Annotated in this window: 18 protein-coding genes; 13 read left to right on the forward strand and 5 right to left on the reverse strand. The window is 68.5% G+C overall.

Annotated features, from left to right (window positions below; translation table 11 throughout):
• Positions 1-58 precede the first annotated feature (58 nt).
• The 4 genes from iolB to U4Z31_RS11250 form a co-directional block, all read right to left on the reverse strand.
• Positions 59-877, reverse strand: a complete 819-nt coding sequence (gene iolB, locus U4Z31_RS11235; protein WP_321810373.1) for a 5-deoxy-glucuronate isomerase — start codon at positions 875-877, stop codon at positions 59-61.
• A gap of 31 nt (positions 878-908) precedes the next feature.
• The gene (gene iolE / locus U4Z31_RS11240) at positions 909-1,838 is read right to left on the reverse strand and encodes a myo-inosose-2 dehydratase (RefSeq protein ID WP_124523020.1); all 930 of its coding nucleotides are present in this window, start codon (positions 1,836-1,838) and stop codon (positions 909-911) included.
• Positions 1,839-1,899: 61 nt separating this feature from the next.
• A complete protein-coding gene (gene iolD, locus U4Z31_RS11245) occupies positions 1,900-3,783 on the reverse strand; it encodes a 3D-(3,5/4)-trihydroxycyclohexane-1,2-dione acylhydrolase (decyclizing) (protein WP_321810374.1) in 1,884 nt (627 codons plus the stop codon).
• A 46-nt stretch (positions 3,784-3,829) separates the two neighbouring features.
• Positions 3,830-5,788, reverse strand: a complete 1,959-nt coding sequence (locus U4Z31_RS11250) for a bifunctional 5-dehydro-2-deoxygluconokinase/5-dehydro-2-deoxyphosphogluconate aldolase (RefSeq protein WP_321810375.1) — start codon at positions 5,786-5,788, stop codon at positions 3,830-3,832.
• A 317-nt stretch (positions 5,789-6,105) separates the two neighbouring features.
• On the opposite strand from U4Z31_RS11250, the gene U4Z31_RS11255 reads away from it, so the two are divergent.
• The 8 genes from U4Z31_RS11255 (at position 6,106) to U4Z31_RS11290 (ending at position 15,221) form a co-directional block, all read left to right on the forward strand.
• Entirely contained in the window at positions 6,106-7,032 is a 927-nt protein-coding gene (locus tag U4Z31_RS11255) for a sugar ABC transporter substrate-binding protein (RefSeq protein ID WP_044846095.1), read from the forward strand.
• Between the two features lie 68 nt (positions 7,033-7,100).
• A complete protein-coding gene (locus U4Z31_RS11260) occupies positions 7,101-8,675 on the forward strand; it encodes a sugar ABC transporter ATP-binding protein (RefSeq protein WP_044846094.1) in 1,575 nt (524 codons plus the stop codon).
• A gap of 27 nt (positions 8,676-8,702) precedes the next feature.
• The gene (locus U4Z31_RS11265; protein ID WP_014722872.1) at positions 8,703-9,728 is read left to right on the forward strand and encodes an ABC transporter permease; all 1,026 of its coding nucleotides are present in this window, start codon (positions 8,703-8,705) and stop codon (positions 9,726-9,728) included.
• 37 nt (positions 9,729-9,765) lie between these two features.
• On the forward strand, positions 9,766-10,680 hold the full coding sequence (locus U4Z31_RS11270) for a sugar phosphate isomerase/epimerase (protein WP_321810376.1): 915 nt from the start codon (positions 9,766-9,768) through the stop codon (positions 10,678-10,680).
• Between the two features lie 74 nt (positions 10,681-10,754).
• Positions 10,755-11,768 carry a Gfo/Idh/MocA family oxidoreductase gene (locus U4Z31_RS11275; protein ID WP_321802153.1) on the forward strand — a complete coding sequence of 338 codons (1,014 nt, stop codon included), beginning with the start codon at positions 10,755-10,757 and terminating at the stop codon, positions 11,766-11,768.
• Positions 11,769-11,853: 85 nt separating this feature from the next.
• Positions 11,854-12,780 (forward strand): TIM barrel protein, encoded by a 927-nt coding sequence (locus tag U4Z31_RS11280; RefSeq protein WP_044846137.1) that lies wholly within the window; start codon positions 11,854-11,856, stop codon positions 12,778-12,780.
• Between the two features lie 66 nt (positions 12,781-12,846).
• Positions 12,847-14,019: a Gfo/Idh/MocA family protein gene (locus U4Z31_RS11285; RefSeq protein WP_124488955.1), complete on the forward strand. Its 1,173-nt coding sequence runs from the start codon at positions 12,847-12,849 to the stop codon at positions 14,017-14,019.
• A 317-nt stretch (positions 14,020-14,336) separates the two neighbouring features.
• Positions 14,337-15,221 (forward strand): MurR/RpiR family transcriptional regulator, encoded by an 885-nt coding sequence (locus U4Z31_RS11290; RefSeq protein WP_321802155.1) that lies wholly within the window; start codon positions 14,337-14,339, stop codon positions 15,219-15,221.
• 62 nt (positions 15,222-15,283) lie between these two features.
• On the opposite strand, the gene U4Z31_RS11295 is transcribed toward U4Z31_RS11290, so the two are convergent.
• Positions 15,284-16,804 carry a CoA-acylating methylmalonate-semialdehyde dehydrogenase gene (locus U4Z31_RS11295; RefSeq protein WP_321810377.1) on the reverse strand — a complete coding sequence of 507 codons (1,521 nt, stop codon included), beginning with the start codon at positions 16,802-16,804 and terminating at the stop codon, positions 15,284-15,286.
• Between the two features lie 115 nt (positions 16,805-16,919).
• Here U4Z31_RS11295 and U4Z31_RS11300 point away from each other — a divergent pair, with 115 nt between their 5' ends.
• The 5 genes from U4Z31_RS11300 to U4Z31_RS11320 all read left to right on the forward strand — a co-directional run bounded on the left by U4Z31_RS11300 (position 16,920) and on the right by U4Z31_RS11320 (position 21,252).
• Positions 16,920-17,855, forward strand: a complete 936-nt coding sequence (locus tag U4Z31_RS11300; RefSeq protein ID WP_321810378.1) for a LysR family transcriptional regulator — start codon at positions 16,920-16,922, stop codon at positions 17,853-17,855.
• 162 nt (positions 17,856-18,017) lie between these two features.
• Positions 18,018-18,245: a sulfurtransferase TusA family protein gene (locus U4Z31_RS11305; protein ID WP_006753156.1), complete on the forward strand. Its 228-nt coding sequence runs from the start codon at positions 18,018-18,020 to the stop codon at positions 18,243-18,245.
• 289 nt (positions 18,246-18,534) lie between these two features.
• Complete coding sequence (locus U4Z31_RS11310; RefSeq protein WP_044846087.1) at positions 18,535-18,960, forward strand: hypothetical protein; 426 nt, start codon at positions 18,535-18,537, stop codon at positions 18,958-18,960.
• A 229-nt stretch (positions 18,961-19,189) separates the two neighbouring features.
• A complete protein-coding gene (locus U4Z31_RS11315) occupies positions 19,190-19,894 on the forward strand; it encodes a response regulator transcription factor (RefSeq protein ID WP_006490421.1) in 705 nt (234 codons plus the stop codon).
• Entirely contained in the window at positions 19,891-21,252 is a 1,362-nt protein-coding gene (locus U4Z31_RS11320; protein ID WP_321810379.1) for a FecR domain-containing protein, read from the forward strand. Before U4Z31_RS11315 ends, U4Z31_RS11320 begins: the two co-directional genes overlap by 4 nt.
• The last annotated feature ends 2 nt before the right edge of the window (positions 21,253-21,254 follow it).

A 21,254-nucleotide genomic window follows, 5' to 3' on the forward strand; every position in this document is an offset into this window, starting at 1 on the left:
GCTCGTGCGCGCGTCCTGCGTCGCGCGCCGGCCGTCGATCGTTCAGCGCGTCAATGCATCAGCGCCCGGGCGCCGCGTCGAGCATCCACTCGTGCGCGGGGTCGTTCCTGAACGCCCACGCGCGGCTCGGCCCGGCCATCACGTTCAGGTAGTACAGGTTGTAGCCGTGCGGCGCGACCACCGGGTGATAGCCGCGCGGCACCATCACGACGTCGTGGTTCTCGACCGCGCATGCCTCGTCGAGGCTGCGGTCGTCCGTGTACACGCGCTGGAACGCGAAACCCTGCGGCGGATCGATCCGGTGGTAATAGGTTTCCTCGAGCGACGTTTCGTCGGGCGCCGCGTCGCGATCGTGCTTGTGCGGCGGATAGCTGCTCGAGTGGCTCGCGGGCGTGATCACTTCGACGACCAGCAGCCGGTCCGCGGCCGGGTTGTCGCCCATCAGGATGTCGCATACGTAGCGCGTGTTGGTGCCTTGCCCGCGCACCGCACGCCGCATCCGTTCGCCGTCGAGGCGCTGCACGCGCTTGTCGCCGCTCGCGTAAGGCGCGGTGCACAGCGCGACTTCCGCGTCGCGCGTCGCCACCAGCGTGACGGTCTTGCCGCCCGGCACGTACAGTGCGTCCGGCGATACTTCCTCGAACACGCTGTCGCGCTTGCCGAGCGCGTCGTAGGTCTCGCCGTCGACTTGCGCGCGCAGCGTGCCCGTGAGCACGACGACGCACAGTTCGCGCATGCCCGTGTCGAGCGTTTCGGTGTCGCCGGCCTTCAGGCGCAGCGCGCGAAAGCCGACGTGTTTCCAGCCGGCCGACTCGGGCGTCACGTTGCAGATTTCGCGGTCGGCGGATGCCTTGACCAGCAGGGGAGAAATCGTCATGGCGTGAGGTTCCTCGATGAGATGACGGGGCTTACGCGCTCAACCGGTCGACGATCGCGCGCAGCGATTCGTAGCCCTTCTTCGCATACTGATAGCTCGGCGCGACGGCCGGGTCCTGCTCGGCCTCGACCACGAGCCAGCCTTCGTAGCCGGCGTCCTTCAGCGTGCGCAGCGTCGCTTCGTAATCGAGCGCGCCGTCGCCCGGCACCGTGAAGGTGCCGTTGATCACGCCGTTCAGGAAGCTCCAGCCGCCGTTGCGCGCCTGCGTGACGACCTGCGGCCGCACGTCCTTGCAGTGCACGTGCACGACGCGCGCCACGTGCTTCCTCAGCAGCGCGACCGGATCGGCCGCGCCGCCGAAATACGCGTGGCCCGTGTCGAACAGCAGGAACACCTTCGCGGGATCGGTCAGCGCCATCAGCCGGTCGACGTCGTCCGGCGATTCGACGTACGCGCCCATGTGGTGATGGTAGGCGAGCTTGATCCCGTAGGTCTCGAGCAGGTGCGCGCCGAATGCGTCGAGGCGCGCCGCATAGCGGCGCCAGGTTTCATCGTCGACGAAGCGCGGGCGCTTCGCGACCGGCGTGTCGATGCTGCCCTGGATCGTGCCCGCGCATTCGCCGTACACCACGACCTTCACGTCGTTGAACTGCAGCTTCGTCATGTGCGCGCGGCAGCGCTCGATTTCGGCCTCGACGGCATCGGCGTCGCTCATGCCCGGCGCGACTTCCGCCAGAAATCCCGAATACCAGCCCGACACGCACACGAGCCCGAACTCGGCGAGCTTCGCCTTCAGCTCGGGGCCCGTCTTCGGAAACTTGTTGCCGAGCTCGAAGCCCGCGTAGCCGATTTCGGCGCCTTCCTTCAGTGCCGTCTCGAGCGGCGTCTCGCCGCCGAGCGACGGCAGGTCGTCGTTCATCCACGACAGGGGATTGATACCGATGCGAACGTTCCAGCTCATGACGTGCTTCCTTGGTTCGAATGTTGTTTTCGCGGAGCGGCGGATTGAATGGGGAAACGGATCAGCGCCGCTGCCGGGTTTTCTCGTCGAGATACGTCCGGTGCGCGCGTTCGACACCGGCGCGCGCGGATACCTGCGGCACCGCGACTTCCCACCACGCGCCGCCGTCCGCGGTCGTGCGCTCGTGCGTCGTGTCGATCACGATGACCTGGCTCGTCTTCGCTGCGCGCGCACGCTTCATTTCGCTGCGCAGCTCGCCGACGTCGCGCACGTGCACGGCTTCGGCGCCCATCGAGCGCGCATGCATCGCGAAGTCGATCGTCGAGCGTTCGCCGCCTTCCGGCACGCAGTCGTCGAGCATGTTGTTGAAGCTCGCGCCGCCGCAATTGATCTGCAGCCGCTCGATGCAGCCGTAGCCGCGGTTGTCGAGGATCACGACGATGAGCTTGCGGCCGAGCATCACGGACGTCGCGAGTTCGGCGTTGAGCATCATGTACGAGCCGTCGCCGACGATCACGATCACTTCGCGCTCGGGCCGCGCGAGCTTCGCGCCGAGGCCGCCCGCGACCTCGTAGCCCATGCACGAGTACGCGTAGTCCATGTGGTAGTTGCCCGGCACGCCGCTGCGCCACAGCTTGTGCAGTTCGGCCGGCAGCGTGCCGGCCGCGCACACGACGAGATCGTCGCGCGCGCTGTCGCGTCCCGCGTCGGCCGCCGAGTCGCGCACCGCGCCGATCACTTCCGCGTCGTACGGCAGGGTGTCCTTCGGCATGCGCGTGGTCAGCTCGGTCACGCGCGCGTTCCACGCGGCGGCCTGATCCTGGTTCGCGGCCGTCCACGCCGCATCCGCGCGCCAGCCCGCGAGCGCGGCCGACAGCTGGCCGAGGCCCGTGCGCGCATCGGCGATCAATTGCCGGCCGCGCTTCTTGCCCGCGTCGAACGGCTGCACGTTCAGGCTCAGCAGCGTCGCATTGCCGAACAGCGCGTGCGAGCCGGTCGTGAAGTCCTGCAGGCGCGTGCCGACCGCGAACACCACGTCGGCCTGCGCGGCCGCGCGGTTCGCGGCGGGCGAGCCCGTCACGCCGATCGAGCCGAGGTTCAGCGGGTGGTCCCACGCGAGGCTGCCCTTGCCGGCCTGCGATTCGGCGACCGGCACGCCGTGCGTGTCGGCGAACGTGCGCAGCGCGTCCCACGCCTGGCTGTACAGCACGCCGCCGCCGGCGACGATCAGCGGTTTCTTCGCCGCTTTCAACACGTCGAGCGCATCCGCGAGTTCGAGCGCGTCGGCCGGCGGGCGGCGCATCCGGATCACCGGCGGCGCGAAGAAGTCCTCCGGCCAGTCGTACGCGAAGGTCTGCACGTCCTGCGGCAGCGCGAGACACACGGGGCCGCACTGCGCGGGGTCGGTCATCACCTGGATCGCGCGCGGCAGTGCGACCAGCAGCTGCTCGGGCGACGTGATCCGGTCGAAGTAGCGCGTCACCGGCCGGAAGCAGTCGTTCGCGCTGACGTCGCCCTGTTCGAAGTCCTCGACCTGCTGCAGCACCGGGTCGGGCAGCCGCGACACGAACACGTCGCCGGGCAGCAGCAACAGCGGCAGCCGGCCGACGTGCGCGAGCGCCGCGGAGGTCAGCATGTTGGTCGCGCCGGGGCCGATGCTCGACGTCGCGGCCATCATCCGCTGGCGGAAGTTCGCTTTCGCGAACGCGACGGCCGCATTCGCCATTCCTTGCTCGTTGTGCGCGCGGAACGTCGGCAGCCGTTCTTTTTCGGCATGCAGCGCTTCGCCGAGCCCGGCCACGTTGCCGTGGCCGAAGATCGCGAACACGCCGCCACAATACGGCAGGATCTCGGTGCGGCCGTCCGGCTGGACGACTTCGGCGCGCAGGGCGGCCAGGTAGCGCACGAGCGCCTGGCTGACGGTCAGTCTCACGGTGGTGGTCATCGTCTGTCGATCAGGAGGAATCGGGTGGTCATCACGGACATCTGCATCAGGCGGCTGCGGCGGCGCGCGCGGCGGCACGGCGGCCGAGCCACGCGTCGACCAGCTGCGCGAAATTGCCGGCCACTTCGTCGATCAGCGCCTGGTCGTCGATCCGGCCGGCGAGCCAGTGCAGCGACGCGTCGGCCCAAAGCGTGCGGCCGACCATGAAGCCCTTGACGATCGGGTTGGTCGCCGAGCGGAAGCTGTCGACCAGATATTGCAGCGGCTGGTTCAGCCCGAGGATCACCGCGCCGCGGCAGTGCGGGTCGCGCTCGGCCACCAGCGTCTCGAGCCGCGCCCAGCCGTCGGCGCTCATCGGCGCGAGCTTCCACCACTCCGGCATCACGCCGAGGTTGTAGAAGCGCGCGACCGTGCGCAGCACCGCGTCGTCCTCGGTGCCGGGCGGCGTGACCGCGCGCGGCGGAATGATTTCCAGCAGCAGCTCGTTGCCGCTCGCGCGCGTGGCTTCCCACAGCTCCAGCACGCGCTGCTCCTGCGCGACGCGCAGGTCGACGTCGTCGTCGGGGTGGTAGTGGACGAGGCACTTCACGACCTGTTCGGTCGGCCAGTGCGTGAGCGACGAGCCGACCGAGCGCGTGTCGTCGAAGCACAGCGGCCGCGAGCCGGGCAGCTCGACCGGGCGGCCGACCCACCAGCCGCGGCCGGTGGCCGACGCGAGCGCGTCGCGGCCATATGCGCCGCCGTCGATCAGCACGCCGACGTGGCCTTCGATCCGGCGATCGCGCTCGACCTGTTCGGCCGCGCGCACGAGCAGGCGCTTGAGCGTCTTGATCCGCGCCTCGTCCGCGCCGGCCTGCACCGCGAGCTCGTAGAACTGGCTGCGATGGTCGAACGCCATCACGCACAGGTCGTCCCATGCGCGGCGCGGCACCGTCACGCGATGCAGGTGCGCGAGCGCGCGATCGGCGTCCACCTGCGGATTGCGGCTGCCACCGAACCAGTGCGCGAGCTCGGCCGGCGTCGGCATCGCGGCCGAGCACGCGTGGCGCGACACGACGATCGCGCCGCACGCGTTCGCGATGCGCGTCGCTTGCGCCCAGCCGTGCCCGCGCAGCAGCCCGGACAGCAGGCCCGACAGGAACGCGTCGCCCGCGCCCAGCACGTTCAGGACTTCGACGCGTTCGCCGTGGAAGGTCGGCGCATCGTCGATGCGCGCGGGGATGTCGCCCTCGATCACGCAGCAGCCGAGCGCGCCGCGCTTGACCACCAGCACCGCACCGCTCGCGAGGCGCACGGCCTGCAGCGACGCGATCAGGTCGTGCGGCACGCCGCCCGCGATCAGGAATTCCTCCTCGGTGCCGACCAGCAGGTCGAACTCGCCGAGCACCTGCTGCAGTTGCCGCGTGACCTGCGCGTCGGGCACGTAGCGGTTCTCGCCCGCGCCGCGCGCGGTCAGCCCCCACAGCACCGGCCGGTAGTCGATGTCGAGGATCCGCACGACGCCGTGGCGGCGCGCGTAGCCGAGCGCGGTCAGCGACGCCTCGCGGGTGCCCGGCGTCGAAAGATGGGTGCCGGTGATCGCGAGCGCGCGGCAGCCGGCGATGAAGTCCTCGCGGATCTCGTCGGCGCGCACGGCCATGTCCGCGCAGTTCTCGCGCACGAACAGCAGCGGGAACGTGTCGCGATCCTTCAGCCCGAGCAGCACGAGCGCGGTCAGGCGTTCCGGATCGGTCTGCAGCTGGCTCGTGTCGCAGCCTTCGCGCTCGAGCGTCTCGCGCACGAAGCGGCCCATCTGCTCGTCGCCGACGCGCGAGATCATCGCGGTCTTCAGCCCGAGCCGGGCGACGCCGAACGCGACGTTGCCCGACGAGCCGCCGAGATACATCTGGAAGCTGCGCGCGTCCTCCAGGCGGCTGCCGTACTGTTGCGCGTAAAGGTCCACGGCGACGCGGCCGAGGCAGGCGAGATCGATGGGGCGGTCAGTCGGAAAGTTCAACGGGCTCATATCACGTATCACGCTCGCGGCCGGCGTTCGACCGTGCCGGCGGATTGAGGGACCGATCCTGCGACGGCGGTCCGTCACGTGCGCGGCACGACACGGGAACGCCTGCCGCAAGGAATCGGGCTACGGAACGGAGTCTAGACTTTTTGGAAATCCAGTTCCCTAGGTGAAATCACGTAGAAATAAATTTCCAAATTTTCGAAGAAGTGATCTACAGTTTCATCCGGATGCTTCAGTCCGAATCGGATCCGATCGGACTCGGCCCGGCGGCGCGCAACGCGCCGTTTTTCCGCCCCCGGAGATGAGGAGACAGAGTGATCATGAAGACCAAGCTGATGGCCGCCGCGGCCGCCGCAATCCTGGCCATGCCGCTCGCGCATGCCGAGAAGATCGGCGTGACGATGGCATCGTTCGACGACACGTTCCTGACGATCCTGCGCAACAGCATCGGCGATGCGGCGAAGAAGGACGGCGCGACCGTGCAGATCGAGGACGGCGGCAACGACGTCGGCAAGCAGTTGAGCCAGGTCCAGAACATGATCGCGCAGAAGGTCGACGCGATCATCGTGAATGCGGTCGACACCGACGCGACGCCGAAGATCACCAAGATGGTGACCGCCGCGAAGATCCCGCTCGTCTACGTGAACCGCAAGCCGGTCGATTTCGACAAGCTGCCGGCCGGCGTCGCCGTGGTCGCCTCCGACGAGAAACAGTCGGGCACGCTGCAGGCGCGCCAGGTGTGCAAGCTGCTCGGCGGCAAGGGCGACATCCTGGTGCTGATGGGCGAGCTGTCCAACGAGTCGGCGCGCGCGCGCACCAAGGACATCGAGGACGTGATCGCGACCAAGGACTGTGCCGGCATGAAGATCGTCGACAAGCGCGAAGGCAAGTGGAGCCGCACGCAGGGCCAGGACATCACGATGAACTGGCTGAGCTCCGGGACGAAGTTCGACGCGATCGTGTCGAACAACGACGAAATGGCGATCGGCGCGATCAACGCGCTGAAGGCCGCGCGCAAGCTGACGCCGAAGACGGTCGTCGCGGGCATCGACGCGACGCCGGACGGGCTCGCGGCGATGAAGAGCGGCGAGCTGAAGGTGTCGGTGTACCAGAACGCGGCCGGGCAGGGCGCGCAGGCCGTCGCGGCCGCGCTCAAGCTGGCGAAGAAGCAGCCCGTCGAGCGCTTCGTGAACGTGCCGTTCGAACTCGTCACGCCGGAGAACATGAACCAGTACGCGAAGCACTGACCGGTTTTTCCGCTGAACTGCGCGGGCCCGGCGTGTCCGGGTTCGCGTGTGACTTTCGAGGAACGTCCATGTTTACAGCCAGGATGGCGCGCTCGATGGCGAGCGAAAGCGCGCCGGCCGCCTCGTCCGCCGCACCGGGTTCGTCCGGTGTGCCCGCCGCCGACTGCGTGCTCGAGGTGCGCGGCGTCGGCAAGTCGTTTCCCGGCGTCGTCGCGCTCGACGGCGTGCAGTTCCGCGTGCGGCGCGGCACCGTGCATGCGCTGATGGGCGAGAACGGCGCCGGCAAGTCGACGCTGATGAAGATCATCGCCGGCGTCTACACGCCCGACCAGGGCGAGATCCTGATCAACGGCGAGCCCGTCGTGCTGAACGGCCCGCTCGACGCGCTCGATCGCGGGATCGCGATGATCCACCAGGAACTCAACCTGATGCCGTACATGACGGTCGCGGAGAACATCTGGATCCGCCGCGAACCGAAGAACCGCTTCGGCCTGATCGATCACGCCGAGCTGCGCCGCCGCACCGCCGCGCTGTTCGAGCGGCTGTCGATCGACATCGACCCGGAAGCCGACGTGCGCACGCTGACGGTCGCGAGCCGCCAGATGGTCGAGATCGCGAAGGCCGTGTCGTTCGACTCCGACGTGCTGATCATGGACGAGCCGACTTCCGCGCTGACCGACAAGGAGGTCACGCACCTGTTCCGCATCATTCGCCAGCTGCGCGAGCAGGGCAAGGGCATCGTCTACATCACGCACAAGATGAACGAGCTGTTCGAGATCGCCGACGAGTTCTCGGTGTTCCGCGACGGCAAGTACATCGGCACGCACGCGTCGAGCGACGTCACGCGCGACGACATCATCCGCATGATGGTCGGCCGCGAGATCACGCAGATGTTCCCGAAGGAAGAGGTGCCGATCGGCGACGTCGTGCTGGCCGTGAAGAACCTCGGCGTCGACGGCGTGTTCCGCGACGTCAGCTTCGAGCTGCGCGCGGGCGAGATCCTCGGCGTCGCGGGCCTCGTCGGCTCGGGGCGCTCGAACGTCGCGGAGGCGCTGTTCGGCGTCGTGCCGGCCACCTCCGGCGAGATCCTGATCGACGGCAAGCCGGTGCGCATCGCCACGCCCGCGCAGGCGATGAAGCACGGGATGGCGTTCCTCACCGAGGACCGCAAGGACACCGGCTGCTTCCTGAATCTCGACCTGCTCGCGAACATGGAAGCGGCGGTGCTCAGCAACCGCTACGTGAAGTTCAATTTCGTGCGGCAGGCGCAGTTGAAACGCGACTGCGAGGAAATGAGCCGGATGCTGCGCGTGAAGACGCCCGGGCTGCACGAGGAAATCCAGAACCTGTCGGGCGGCAACCAGCAGAAGGTGCTGATCGGCAGATGGTTGCTCACGCAACCGCGCATCCTGATCCTCGACGAGCCGACCCGCGGGATCGACGTCGGCGCGAAGGCCGAGATCCACCGGCTCGTCAGCGCGCTCGCCGGCAAGGGCGTCGCGGTGCTGATGATCTCGTCGGAGATGCCGGAGGTGCTCGGCATGAGCGATCGCGTGATGGTGATGCACGAAGGCCGGATGACCGGCATCGTCGAACGCAAGGACGCCGACCAGGTCCGCATCATGGACCTGGCCTCGCGCTGAGCCGCAACAAGCATGGAGACAACTGAAATGGGCAACCTGAATCCGGTCGCGGACGCGCAGTCCATGACGATCAAGACGCGGCACGCGAAGTGGCCGCCCGAACTGAGCATCTTCCTGGTGCTGGTGGGCATCAGCCTGTTCTTCGAGGTGATCGGCTGGCTCGTCGTCGGGCAGAGCTTCCTGTTCAACGCGGAGCGGCTCGAGATCATCGTGCTGCAGATGGCCGTGATCGGGATCATCGCGGTCGGCGTGAACCTCGTGATCATCACGAGCGGGATCGACCTGTCGTCGGGGTCCGTCGTCGCGGCGGCGGCGGTCGTGTCGGCCAGCCTCGCGCAGGTGTCCGATTTTCCGCGCGCGGTGTTCCCGCACCTGACCGACCTGCCGATCATCTGGCCGGTGCTGGCCGGCGTGTGCGTCGGGCTGCTGGTCGGCCTGCTCAACGGCTCGCTGATCGCGCTGACGGGCATCCCGCCGTTCATCGCGACGCTCGGCACGATGGTGGCCGCGCGCGGCTTCGCGAAGTGGTTCACCAACGGGATGCCGGTGTCGATGCTGACCGACCAGTTCGCGGCGATCGGCGCGGGCGCGAATCCGGTGATCATCTTCGTCGTGGTGGCCGCGATCTTCCACGTCGTGCTGCGCTATACGCGCTTCGGCAAGTACACGTATGCGATCGGCGCGAATCGCCACGCGGCCGTCGTATCGGGCATCAACGTGACGCGCCACCTGGTGTTCGTCTATGCGATCGCGGGCCTCCTGAGCGGGATCGCCGGCACCGTGACGGCCGCGCGCGCGATCTCCGGCCAGTCGGGCATGGGCGTGATGTACGAGCTCGACGCGATCGCGGCCGTCGTGATCGGCGGCACATCGCTGTCGGGCGGCCTCGGGCGCGTGACGGGCACCGTGATCGGCGTGCTGATCCTCGGCGTGATGACGTCGGGCTTCACGTTCATCCGGATCGACGCGTACTACCAGGAGATGGTCAAGGGCGCGATCATCGTCGCGGCCGTGATCGCCGACCAGTATCGCAACAAGAAATCGCGCCGCTGACCGGCCGAGATCGAACACACAACCGATCGGGAAGAAAATGAAGATCGCTCTGGATCCCTACATGATTCGCCACCTGCCGCTCGACCGGCTGCCGCATGCGGTGGCCGAGCTCGGCTACGACCAGATCGAGCTGTCGCCGCGCAGCGACTTTCTCGACTGGTGGGTGATGCCGCGCGCGACGCGCGAGCGCATGGCCGCGTTCCGGCAAGCGTTGCGCGCGAGCGGCGTGGGCCTTGCGTCGCTGCAGCCGATGTACCGCTGGGCCAGCCCGTTCGATGACGAGCGGCAGTGGGCGGTGCGCTGCTGGAAGAAGGCGATCGAGGTCGCGCTCGAGATGGAATGCCCGCTGATGGTGTCCGAATTCGGGCGCGGCGCGTCGCCGGAGCGCTCGGTCGGCGAACGGCCGGGCGCGAATCCGAAGGAGCTGTGCGAAGCCGCGTGGTTCCGTTCGATGGACGAGCTGCTGCCGATCCTCGAGCGCGAACGCATCGTGCTGTCGGTCGAGCCGCATCCGGAAGACTGGATCGAGCAGCTGCAGCCGGCGATCGACATCGTCACGAACATCGGTTCGCCGTCGCTGAAGCTGTCGTACATCGCGCCGCACACGTTCTATTACGGCGACGACATGGCCGCGATGATCGCGGCCGCCGCGCCGATCCTCGCGCACGTGCGCGTGGCCGACACGTTCGACCACCGCAAGAGCAGCCAGCTGCGCTACATCGTGAACCCGCCGGGCTCGAACCAGATCCGCGTGCACCAGCATCTCGACATCGGGCAGGGCGAGATCGACTGGGACGTGTTTTTCCGCGCACTCGGCAGCGCCGGCTTCGACGGCGTGATGTCGTCGTGCGTGTTCGCGTGGGAGGACCGCGCGGAAGCGTCGTCGCGCTATATGCGCGACACGATCCAGCGCTACGTCGAACGCCATTTCGAACGGGCGGCCGCGCGCTGACCCGTTTTGGAACCATTGCCGACCGGCGCGGCACGGGCCGCGCCGTCGTTGAACCAGAGACTGGAGATATCCGGATGACCTTGCAAATCGGCGTGATCGGCTGCGGCGCGATCGGCCAGGACCATATCCGCAGGCTCACGCGCACGCTGTCCGGCGCGCGCGTGGTGGCCGTCAACGACATCGATCCGCAGCAGGCGCGCGACGCGGTGACGAAGTACGGGCTCGACGCGGAAATCTACGGCGACGGCCACGAAGTGGTCGCGGCTGCCGACGTACAGGCCGTGCTCGTCACGTCGTGGGGGCCGACGCACGAGGCGTTCGTGCTCGACGCGATCGCGCACGGCAAGCCGGTGTTCTGCGAGAAACCGCTGGCCGTCACGGCCGACGGCTGCTTGCGGATCGTCGAAGCCGAGGTCGCGCACGGCCGCCGGCTCGTGCAGGTCGGCTTCATGCGTCCGTACGACGAAGGCTATCGCGCGCTCAAGCGCGTGATCGACGGCGGCGAGATCGGCGCGCCGCTGATGCTGCATTGCGCGCACCGCAACCAGTCGGTCGGCGAGCGCTATACGACCGACATGGCGATCACCGACACGCTGATCCACGAGCTCGACGTGCTGCGCTGGCTGCTCGGCGAGGACTATGCGACCGCGCAGGTCGTCTATCCGAAGAAGACGCGCCATGCGTCCGCGCATCTCGCCGATCCGCAGATCGTGCTGCTCGAAACCGCGAGCGGCGTGCGCATCGACGTCGAGATCTTCGTGAACTGCCAATACGGCTACGACATCCAGTGCGAGGTGGTCGGCGAGAACGGCATCGCGAAGCTGCCCGATCCGCCCGCGGTCGGGCTCAAGCACGCGGCGCGGCAGTCGGTCGAGATCATGACCGACTGGAAGGAGCGCTTCATCGCATCGTACGACGTCGAGCTGCAGGCGTTCATCGACGGCGTGCGGCAGGGTGCGCTGACCGGGCCGTCCGCATGGGACGGCTATGCGGCGGCGGTCGCGGCCGATGCGTGCGTGCGCGCGCAGCAGAGCGGGGCGGTCGAGCCGATCGCGATGGCCGAACGCCCGGCGTTCTATCGCGGCTGAACCGGCTGAACACGCCGACACCGGGCCGCGTGTCCATGCGGCCATGCTCGCGGCCGCGCGCCGCTTTCCTGCGGGACTGACCAACATGACGATGAAGATTGGCTGCGCGCCCTGCTGCTGGGGCGTCGACGACGTGAAGAACCCGCACCTGCCGCCGTGGCGGCAGGTGCTCGCCGAGGCCGCACAGGCCGGCTATTCGGGCATCGAGCTCGGCCCGTACGGCTACATCCCGCTCGAGCTCGACGTGGTGAGCGCGGAGCTCGAGCGGCAGCGTTTGAGCATCACCGCCGGCACGATCTTCGACGACCTGGTGTCGCCGGAGAATCTCCCGAACCTGCTGCGCCAGACGCGCGAGATCTGCGCGCTGATCACGCGCTTGCCGAAGCTGCCGACGCAGCCGGGCCAGCGTCATGCGGCGCCGTATCTGGTCGTGATGGACTGGGGGCACGACGAACGCGACTACGCGGCCGGCCACGCCGATCGCGCGCCGCGCCTGTCCGCCGAACGCTGGGCGCGCATGGTCGACCACATTCGCGAAATCGCGACGATCGCGCGCGACGAATTCGGCGTGCGCGCGGTGATCCATCCGCATGCAGGCGGCTACATCGAGTTCGCGGACGAGATCGACCGGATCGTCGCCGACGTCGCGGCCGATACGGCGGGCCTCTGTCTCGACACCGGCCACCTTTACTACTCGGGGATGGATCCCGAGACGTGGCTGCGCCGTCACGCGGCGCGGCTCGACTACGTGCATTTCAAGGATATCGACGCGGCCGTGTACGACGCGGTGATGGGCGAACACATCGCCTTCTTCGCGGCGTGCGCGCGTGGCGTGATGTGCCCGATCGGCACCGGCGTGCTCGACTACCGCGCGATCCGTCGCGCGCTCGACGACATCGGCTATGCGGGAACCATCACGATCGAACAGGAGCGCGATCCGCGCAATGCCGGCACGAGCCTGCGCGACGTCGCGGCGAGCCGCGAGTTTCTCGCATCGGCCGGGTTCGCGTAACCGGCCGTCGGCCCGACCCTCTGCACACACTTTGAACACCTGAACACGGACAGGAACACGACAATCATGATCGACGGACAGATTCTGCTCGGACATTCGATTCCCTGGGGCATGGTCGGCGGCGGCCTCGGCAGCCAGATCGGCTACAGCCACCGGTCGGCCGCATTGCGAGACGGCAGCTTCCAGCTCGTTGCCGGTGCATTCGACATCGATGCCGAACGCGGGCGGCAATTCGGCGTGAAGCTCGGCGTCGACGCCGGGCGCTGCTATCCCGACTACCGGACGATGTTCGACGCCGAGGCGAAGCGTGCCGACGGCATCCGCGCGGTGTCGATCGCGACGCCGAACAACACGCACTTCGAAATTTGCCGCGCGGCGCTGAACGCGGGGCTGCACGTCGTGTGCGAAAAGCCGCTGTGCTTCACGACCGAGGAGGCCGAGGCGCTGCAGCGGCTGTCGGTCGAGAAGAACCGCATCGTCGGCGTCGCGTACGGCTATTCCGGACACCAGATGATCGAGCAGGCGCGCGAAATGATCGCGCGCGGCGATCTCGGCGAGATCCGCATCGTGCAGATGCAGTTCGCGCACGGCTTTCACAGCGAGGGCGTCGAAGCCGCGAGCGCCGCCGCGCGCTGGCGCGTCGACCCGAAGTTCGCGGGGCCGAGCTACGTGCTCGGCGACATCGGCACGCATCCGCTGTACATCTCCGAAGTGATGGCGCCGGAACTGCGGATCAAACGGCTGATGTGCTCGCGGCAGAGCTTCGTGAAGAGTCGCGCGCCGCTCGAGGACAACGCGTTCACGATCATGGAGTACGACACGGGCGCGATCGGCTATGTGTGGTCGAGCGCGGTGAACGCGGGCTCGATGCACGGGCAGAAGGTGCGCGTGATCGGCTCGAAGGCGAGCGTCGAATGGTGGGACGAACATCCGAACCAGTTGCGCTACGAGATCCAGGGGCAGCCCGCGCAGGTGCTCGATCGCGGGATGGGCTATTTGCATCCGCACGCATTGCGCGAAGACCGCATCGGCGCCGGGCATCCGGAAGGGCTGTTCGAAGCGTGGTCGAATCTGTACGCACGCTTCGCGCTCGCGATGGACGCGGCCGATCGCGGCGACGCGCAGGCGTTGAAGAGCATCCGCTTTCCGGATGTTCATGCGGGCGTCGAAGGCGTGCGGTGGGTCGAGAACTGCGTGCGGTCCGCCGATGCGGGCGGCGTATGGGTCGACTATCGGTGAGCGAGCGGTGAGCAAGCGGCGACCGATGCGCGGCGTCGGCCGGCGGCCCAGGGCGGTTGCCGGCGACCCTCGGCGTCGCCGTTCGCTCGGCGTCGGTAGACGCCCTAATCTTTACGGCTCGGCGACGGCGTTGGAAAATCGTTTCCATTCCGGCCGTGGAGCGTGTGCAGGTGATGATCGAGCGCGTGGGAGCGAGCGTGCGGCGCGGGCCGTGCCGCAAACGTGATTAAATTCGCCCTTCATGCATGTCCATAGGTGAGTCCCGGGCGCACGCGCAGGCGGCGCGCGGATCGGGGCCGTCAACTTCGCGCTATCCGATGAGTTCATCCGAGAAACCACCCGCCACCGTCGAGGCGTTCCTGCAGCATCTGACGCAGGAGTACGACGGCCTCAGCAATCGCCTGAAGGTGATTGCGCGTCACGTGGAAACGCATCGGGACCAGCTGGGCCTGGAAGGCATCCAGTCGCTCGCGGAGGCGTGCGGCGTGCAGCCGTCGGCCGTCGTCCGGTTCGCGAAGCATTTCGGCTTTTCGGGTTTCTCCGAGATGCAGCGGCTGTTCCGCGAGGGGCTGGCCCAGCAGATCGCGCCGGGCCGCGCGTACAACCTGCGGCTGCGCGACGTGATCGAATCGGGCGAGTCGAGCCTGCAGCCCGAGCAGATCGCCGACGAATTCATCAAGGGCAGCATTGCCGGCATGCAGCAGCTGCGGCAGACGCTCGACCCGCACGCGCTCGCACAGGCCGTCGACCTGCTCGCCGACACGCAGGCGATCTGGATCGCCGGCTCGCGCCGCGCGTTTCCGATCGCCGTGTATCTCGACTATGCGCTGCAGCACACCGACAAGCGCATCGGCCTGTTCAGCGCGCTCGGCAGCATGCATCTCGGCCAGATCCGCTCGGTGCGCGAGGGCGACGTGATGATCGTGATCTCGTTCATGCCGTACGCGGAAGAGACGGTGCAGGTCGCGCAGCAGGCCGTGCAGCGCGGCGCGCGCCTGATCGCGATCACCGACAGCCGGATGAGCCCGCTCGCGCGGGAGGCCGAGGTGACGCTGATGGTGCAGGACAGCGAGACGTTCGGGTTCCGTGCACTGACCGCGACGATGGGCCTCGCGCAGAGCCTGTTCGTCGCGCTCGCGTACCGGCTCGAGCTGTCGTACCTGCCGACCGCCGACGGCGCCCACGGCACGCAGGCCGGCTGACGCCGGCCTGCGATTCGCCGGCCGCCCGCGCATTCCCTCGGCGGGCGGCGCGTCGACCCCGCTTACTTCGCGGTCGGCATCGCGAATTCGGCGCCCTTGCCGATGCTCGACGCCCAGCGCTGCATCACCGACTTCTGGCGCGTGTAGAAGCGCACGCCTTCCTCGCCGTACGCGTGCATGTCGCCGAACAGGCTCTTCTTCCAGCCGCCGAAGCCGTGCCAGGCCATCGGCACCGGGATCGGCACGTTGATGCCGACCATGCCGACCTGGATGCGCCGCGCGAATTCGCGCGCGATGCCGCCGTCGCTCGTGAAGCATGCGACGCCGTTGCCGAATTCGTGTGCGTTGATCAGGTCGACCGCTTCGCCGAAGTCCTTCACGCGCACGCAGCCGAGCACCGGCCCGAAGATCTCTTCCTTGTAGATGCGCATGTCGGGGCTCACGTGATCGAACAGCGTGCCGCCGGTGAAGAAGCCTGCCTCGCGGCCCGGCACGCGCAGCCCGCGGCCGTCGACCACCAGTTGCGCGCCTTCGCTGACGCCTTGCCCGATATAACCTTCGATGCGCTTGAGCGCGTCGCCGGTGACGATCGGTCCCATCTCGACTTCCGGCGACATCCCGTCGCCGATCACCAGCTTGCGCGCGCGCTCGGCCACCAACGGCACGATCTTGTCGGCCACGTCGCCGACCAGCACCGCGATGCTGATCGCCATGCAGCGCTCGCCGGCCGAGCCGTACGCGGCGCCGATCAGCGCGTCGACCGCCTGCTCGATGTTCGCGTCCGGCATCACGACGAGATGGTTCTTCGCGCCGCCGAGCGCCTGCACGCGCTTGCCCGACTGCACCGCGCGCTGCTGCACGTAGGCCGCGATCGGCGTCGAGCCGACGAAGCTGACGGCCTGCACGTCCGGGTGGTCGAGGAGCGCGTCGACCGCGCCCTTGTCGCCCTGCACGACGTTGAACACGCCGGCGGGCAGGCCCGCCTGCGTGAGCAGGTCGGCGATGAACAGCGCCGCCGACGGGTCGCGTTCGCTCGGCTTCAGCACGAACGTGTTGCCCGTCGCGAGCGCGACCGGGAACATCCAGCACGGCACCATGCACGGGAAGTTGAACGGCGTGATGCCCGCGACGACGCCGAGCGGCTGGCGCATCGTCCAGTTGTCGATGCCGGTGCTGACCTGGTCGGTGAAGTCGCCCTTCAGCAGTTGCGGCACGCCGCATGCGAATTCGATGATGTCGATGCCGCGCGCGACTTCGCCCTGCGCATCCGAGAACACCTTGCCGTGCTCGGCCGTGATGATGGCGGCCAGCGTGTCGCGGTGTTCGTTCATCAACTGCAGGAAGCGGTGCAGCACGCGGGCGCGGCGGATCGGCGGCGTGTCGGCCCAGGCCGGGAACGCCGCACGGGCGGACGCGACGGCGCGCTGTACTTCGTCGTCGCCGGCGAGCGCGACGCGGCGCACCGCGCGGCCGAGCGCCGGATTGAAGACGTCCTGGAAGCGGCCGCTGCGGCCGGCGACGGGTGCGCCGTCGATGTAGTGGCCGACGTCGGCGTCGGACGTATAGGCGGGAACCGTGGTCATGCGTGTCTCCTGGGCATGGGAATGGGGGTGGACGGAACCTAGTCTAGGCAAAGCGGCGGGGCGGGAGAAGGCCGCGCAGCTTGATTCACTGTTCAGAATTCTGAATAATCGGCGGATGAATCAGCAAAATGTCCAGGCGCTCTGGCCGCATATCCACTCGCTGACGGTCCTCGCCGCGGCCGGCAGTTTCACGGCCGCCGCGCAGCGGCTCGGCATCAGCAAGGCCGCGATGAGCCAGCGCATCGCCGATCTCGAGAAGGCGGCCGGCGTGCCGCTCGTGCGGCGCACGACGCGCAGCGTGCGGCTCACCGACGCCGGGCAGACGCTGGTCGACAGCACGCGCGACGCGTTCGAATCGATCGGCCAGCACTTCGCGCGCGTAAAGGAACTCGCCGGCGAGCCGCGCGGGCTGCTGCGCGTGACGGCGCCGGTCGCGCTCGGGCGCCAGCAGGTCGTGCCGCACCTGCCCGATTTCCTGCGGCAGCACCCGGGCGTGCACATCGAACTCGACCTGTCCGACCGGCTGCATTCGCTGACGCAGGAGGGCTTCGACCTCGCGATCCGCCATACGACGACCGCGCCGCAAACCCACGTCGCGTGGAAGCTGTGCGACACGCGTTCGCTGCTGGTCGCGAGCCGCGACTACCTCGACGCGCGCGGTGCGCCGCGCCACCCGAGCGAACTCGTCGACCACAGCTGCCTGTGCTACCTGCGCGACAACGAACCGGCCGCCTGGAGCTTCGAGCCGGACGGCCGGCGGCGCCAGCGCGTGAGCGTGCCGGTGCGCGGCAGCTTCGCGGCCAACAACAGCGAGGCGATGCGCGAGGCCGCGCTCGGCGGGCTCGGCATCGCGCTGCTGCCGGATTTCAGCGCGCAGCGCGATCTCGACGCCGGCCGGCTCGTCGCGCTGCTGGACGGCTGGCGGCCGTCGGGTGCGTTCGGCGACCACATCTTCGCGCTGCGGCCGTACAGCCCGGTCGTGCCGAGCGCGGTGCGTGCGCTCGTGCGGCATCTGCGCGAGCGGCTCGCGGGCGGGTTCACGGGCGCCTGACGGGCGCTCGGCGGGCGCTTGGCATGACGAGCGCGTGCCGAGCGCGGGCGCGCCGCGTCGCGCGGCCGGGCCCGGGCCGCGCGGGCAGGGGCGGCCGCGCTGCGGTAAAATCGCCGCTTCCTCCCGCGCCCGTGTGGCGCGTCATTCGAAGGTCGACAGCCGATGCAGATTCACAAGGAAGTGGACGCGCGCGGGCTCAATTGCCCGTTGCCGATCCTGCGCGCCAAGAAAGCGCTCGCCGATATGGAGAGCGGGCAGATCCTCAAGGTGCTCGCGACCGATCCGGGTTCGCAGCGCGATTTCGCCGCGTTCGCGAAGCAGACGGGCAACGAGATCGTCGAAGTGACGACGCAGGACAAGACCTTCGTGTTCCTGATGCGTCGCCGCTGACGGCCCGCATCACGCGCCCCTTGCGGCGCCCGCTCGCGCACCGCCCGCTGCGGTCCGCCGCGCCAACGGCGCGACACGAGCGCCAGCACAGACCCTCGCCCAGCGCCTGTTCCATGGGAAAGCGCTCGTCTGACGCCTCTGACAATTCTTAAACCTCGCCGCACGACCGGCTGCGTATACTGACCCGGCCGGTCGTCCGTCTCGGATGGATGCGCCGGCCACGGTACGTCATACGAGGCGGGCACGGGGGCCATGCCTGACGCTGCCGTCGTACAAACGGGGAGAGGACATGTCCTTCAGACCAGGGACCATTCGAAGTCCGTCCGCAGCGGAATGCATCGCGCCCGCACGCGCGGCGGGGTTGAGCCGGATCGAGCTCGACCCGCAACGGGATCGCCACGCGCGTGCCGCGCTCGAGGCGTATGCCGATTCGGCGGCGGCCGAGATGCCGTGGCTGGCCGAATCGCTCGACGAACGGCTGCGCGGCGCCGCGCGGGACGACGGCGCGGGCTTCACGTATTGCGGCGCGACGATCGGGCGCGTGTTCGATCTCGCGCAGGCGTGGGCGGCGAGCCAGCCCGACTATGCGGCGCCGGCGTGGGAGCGCGTGCGCAGCCAGCTGGAGCGGATGCTGGGGCAGCCCACGCTGGGGCAGCCCATGCTGGGCCAGCCGGAAGCGCCGCCAGTTGCGCGACGGGAAGGATTATTCGAATAAAGGACCGTAGTCCGCGCAATTTCTTGGCGAATTTCATACTACTATGATGAAATCGCCGGTTCGTCCGTGCCCCGTTTTTGAGATGGGTGGCCGGGGCGCCGTGTCGCGCAGGTTGCGCGCTCGGCAAACGACGGCTCGTCGGCCGGTGTCGGGCGCCGCGCGCATGCTGCGCGGCGGGATGAGTGCGGGGAGCTGAACTGGACGAATCGATTTCGATTTGCGGGGTGCTATGAGAATTGCTGTACTGGATGATGATCCGGCCCAGACGGATTTCGTCAGTCAAACGCTGACGGCCGTCGGCCACACGTGCTATGCGTTCAAGGAAGGCAAGGCCCTGAAGAAGCGTCTGCAGCGCGAGACGTTCGATCTGCTCGTGCTCGACTGGAACGTGCCCGACATGTCCGGCGAGGAAGTGCTCAAGTGGGTGCGTGCGAACCAGACCGAGCACAGCCTGCCGATCATCTTCATGACGAGCCGCGACGATGAGGCGGGGATCACGCAGATCCTCAACGCCGGCGCGGACGATTACGTGGTCAAGCCCGTGTCGGGCCCGATCCTGCGCGCGCGCATCGGCTCGCTGCTGCGCCGCGCGTATCCGGTCAATGCGGAGGCGACCGTTCGCGAGTTCGACCAGTTCCGCTTCGACGTGAACCTGAAGCAGGCGTATGTCGGCGACAAGGCCGTGAGCCTCACGCAGAAGGAATTCGAGCTCGCGCTGCTGCTGTTCCAGCACCTCGACCGGCCGCTGTCGCGCGCGCACATTCTCGATCTCGTGTGGAAGCAGGCGACCGACATCCCGTCGCGCACGATGGACACGCACATCTCGATGCTGCGCACGAAGCTCGGCCTGCGGCCGGAAAACGGCTATCGCCTCGCGCCGATCTACGGCTACGGCTACCGGCTCGAGCGGGTCGGTCAGGGAGAGCCGGAGTGACCCGGCGCATCACCCAGCGCACGGCGAACCTGCGCACGGCGGCACTGCATGCGGCGTGCGCGGTCGCGTTTGCGTTCGCGGCGCAGCAGGCCGTCGCGCAGCCGAGCGCTGCCGCGGGCAAGATGGTCGTCTACCGCACGCATGCCGGCGACACGCTGTACGACGTCGCCGCGCGCTACCTGCAGGGCCCGGACGACTGGCAACTGCTGCAACGGATCAACGGCGTGCCCGCGCCGAAACACCTGCAGCCCGACATCGCGCTGAAGCTGCCCGTCGCGCGGCTGCGCAAGGAAAAGCTGACCGCGCGCGTCGTCGCGGTGCAGGGCACGGCCGAGCGCGCGTCCGGCGGCGCGTACGCGCCGCTCGCGAACGAAGCGACGCTTACCGAGGGCGACCGCGTGCGCACGGGCGCGAACGGCTTCCTGACGCTCGAACTGGCCGACGGCACGCACATGAGCCTGCCGCCCGACAGCCAGCTCGACCTGAAGACCTTGCGCCGCACCGTGCTGACCGGCACGCTCGATCGCGAGTTCGAGCTCACGCGCGGCTCGGTCGACAGCGAGGTCACGCATCTGAAGAAGCGCGACGACCGCTTCCAGATCCGCTCGCCGTCGGTCGTGGCCGGCGTGCGCGGCACGCGGTTCCGCGTGAACTACGACGCCGCCGGCAACGCGGCGACGCGTGTCGAGGTGCTCGACGGCACCGTCGGCGTCGCGGGCAAGCAGCAGCCGGCCGACCCGACGCTCGTGCATGCGAACTTCGGCAGCGTCACGACGTCGTCCGGCGCGGTCGGCGCACCCGTGCAGCTGCTGCCGGCGCCCGCGCTCACGCATCCGGACAAGGTGCAGGACGAGCCCGACCTCACGTTCGACGTCGCGCCGCTCGAGCATGCGCATGCCTATCACCTGCAACTCGCGCGCGACGCGGGCATGCTCGAACTGTTCAGCGAAACGCGCACGGTCTCGTCGCGCGCGGTGTTCCGCGAGGTGCCGAACGGCACGTACTTCGTCCGGATTTCCGCGATCGACGACAACGGCCTCGAAGGCATGCCGCACATTTACGCGTTCGAGCGGCGCCTGATGGGGCTCGATGCGAGCGCGTCGCCCGGCCCGGACGGCTACGAGTTCCGCTGGGCGCCGAACGACGCGGCCAAGGACGCGCGTTATCGGTTCGTGCTGTCGCACTCGAAGGACCTGAGCGCGCCGGTCGTCGACCAGATGGGCCTGCAGGCGCGCCGGATCACGGTCTCCCACCTGCCGCCCGGCGACTACTACTGGGCGGTGACGGTCGAGGAGTTCGAGGGCGGCAAGTTCTATCAGAAGACGAGTCCGGTCAACGCGTTCACGTTGTCGCGCTGACC

The sequence above is a fragment of the Burkholderia sp. BCC1985 genome (genome assembly GCF_905339915.1).
In the GTDB taxonomy this organism is placed as follows: Bacteria; Pseudomonadota; Gammaproteobacteria; order Burkholderiales; family Burkholderiaceae; genus Burkholderia.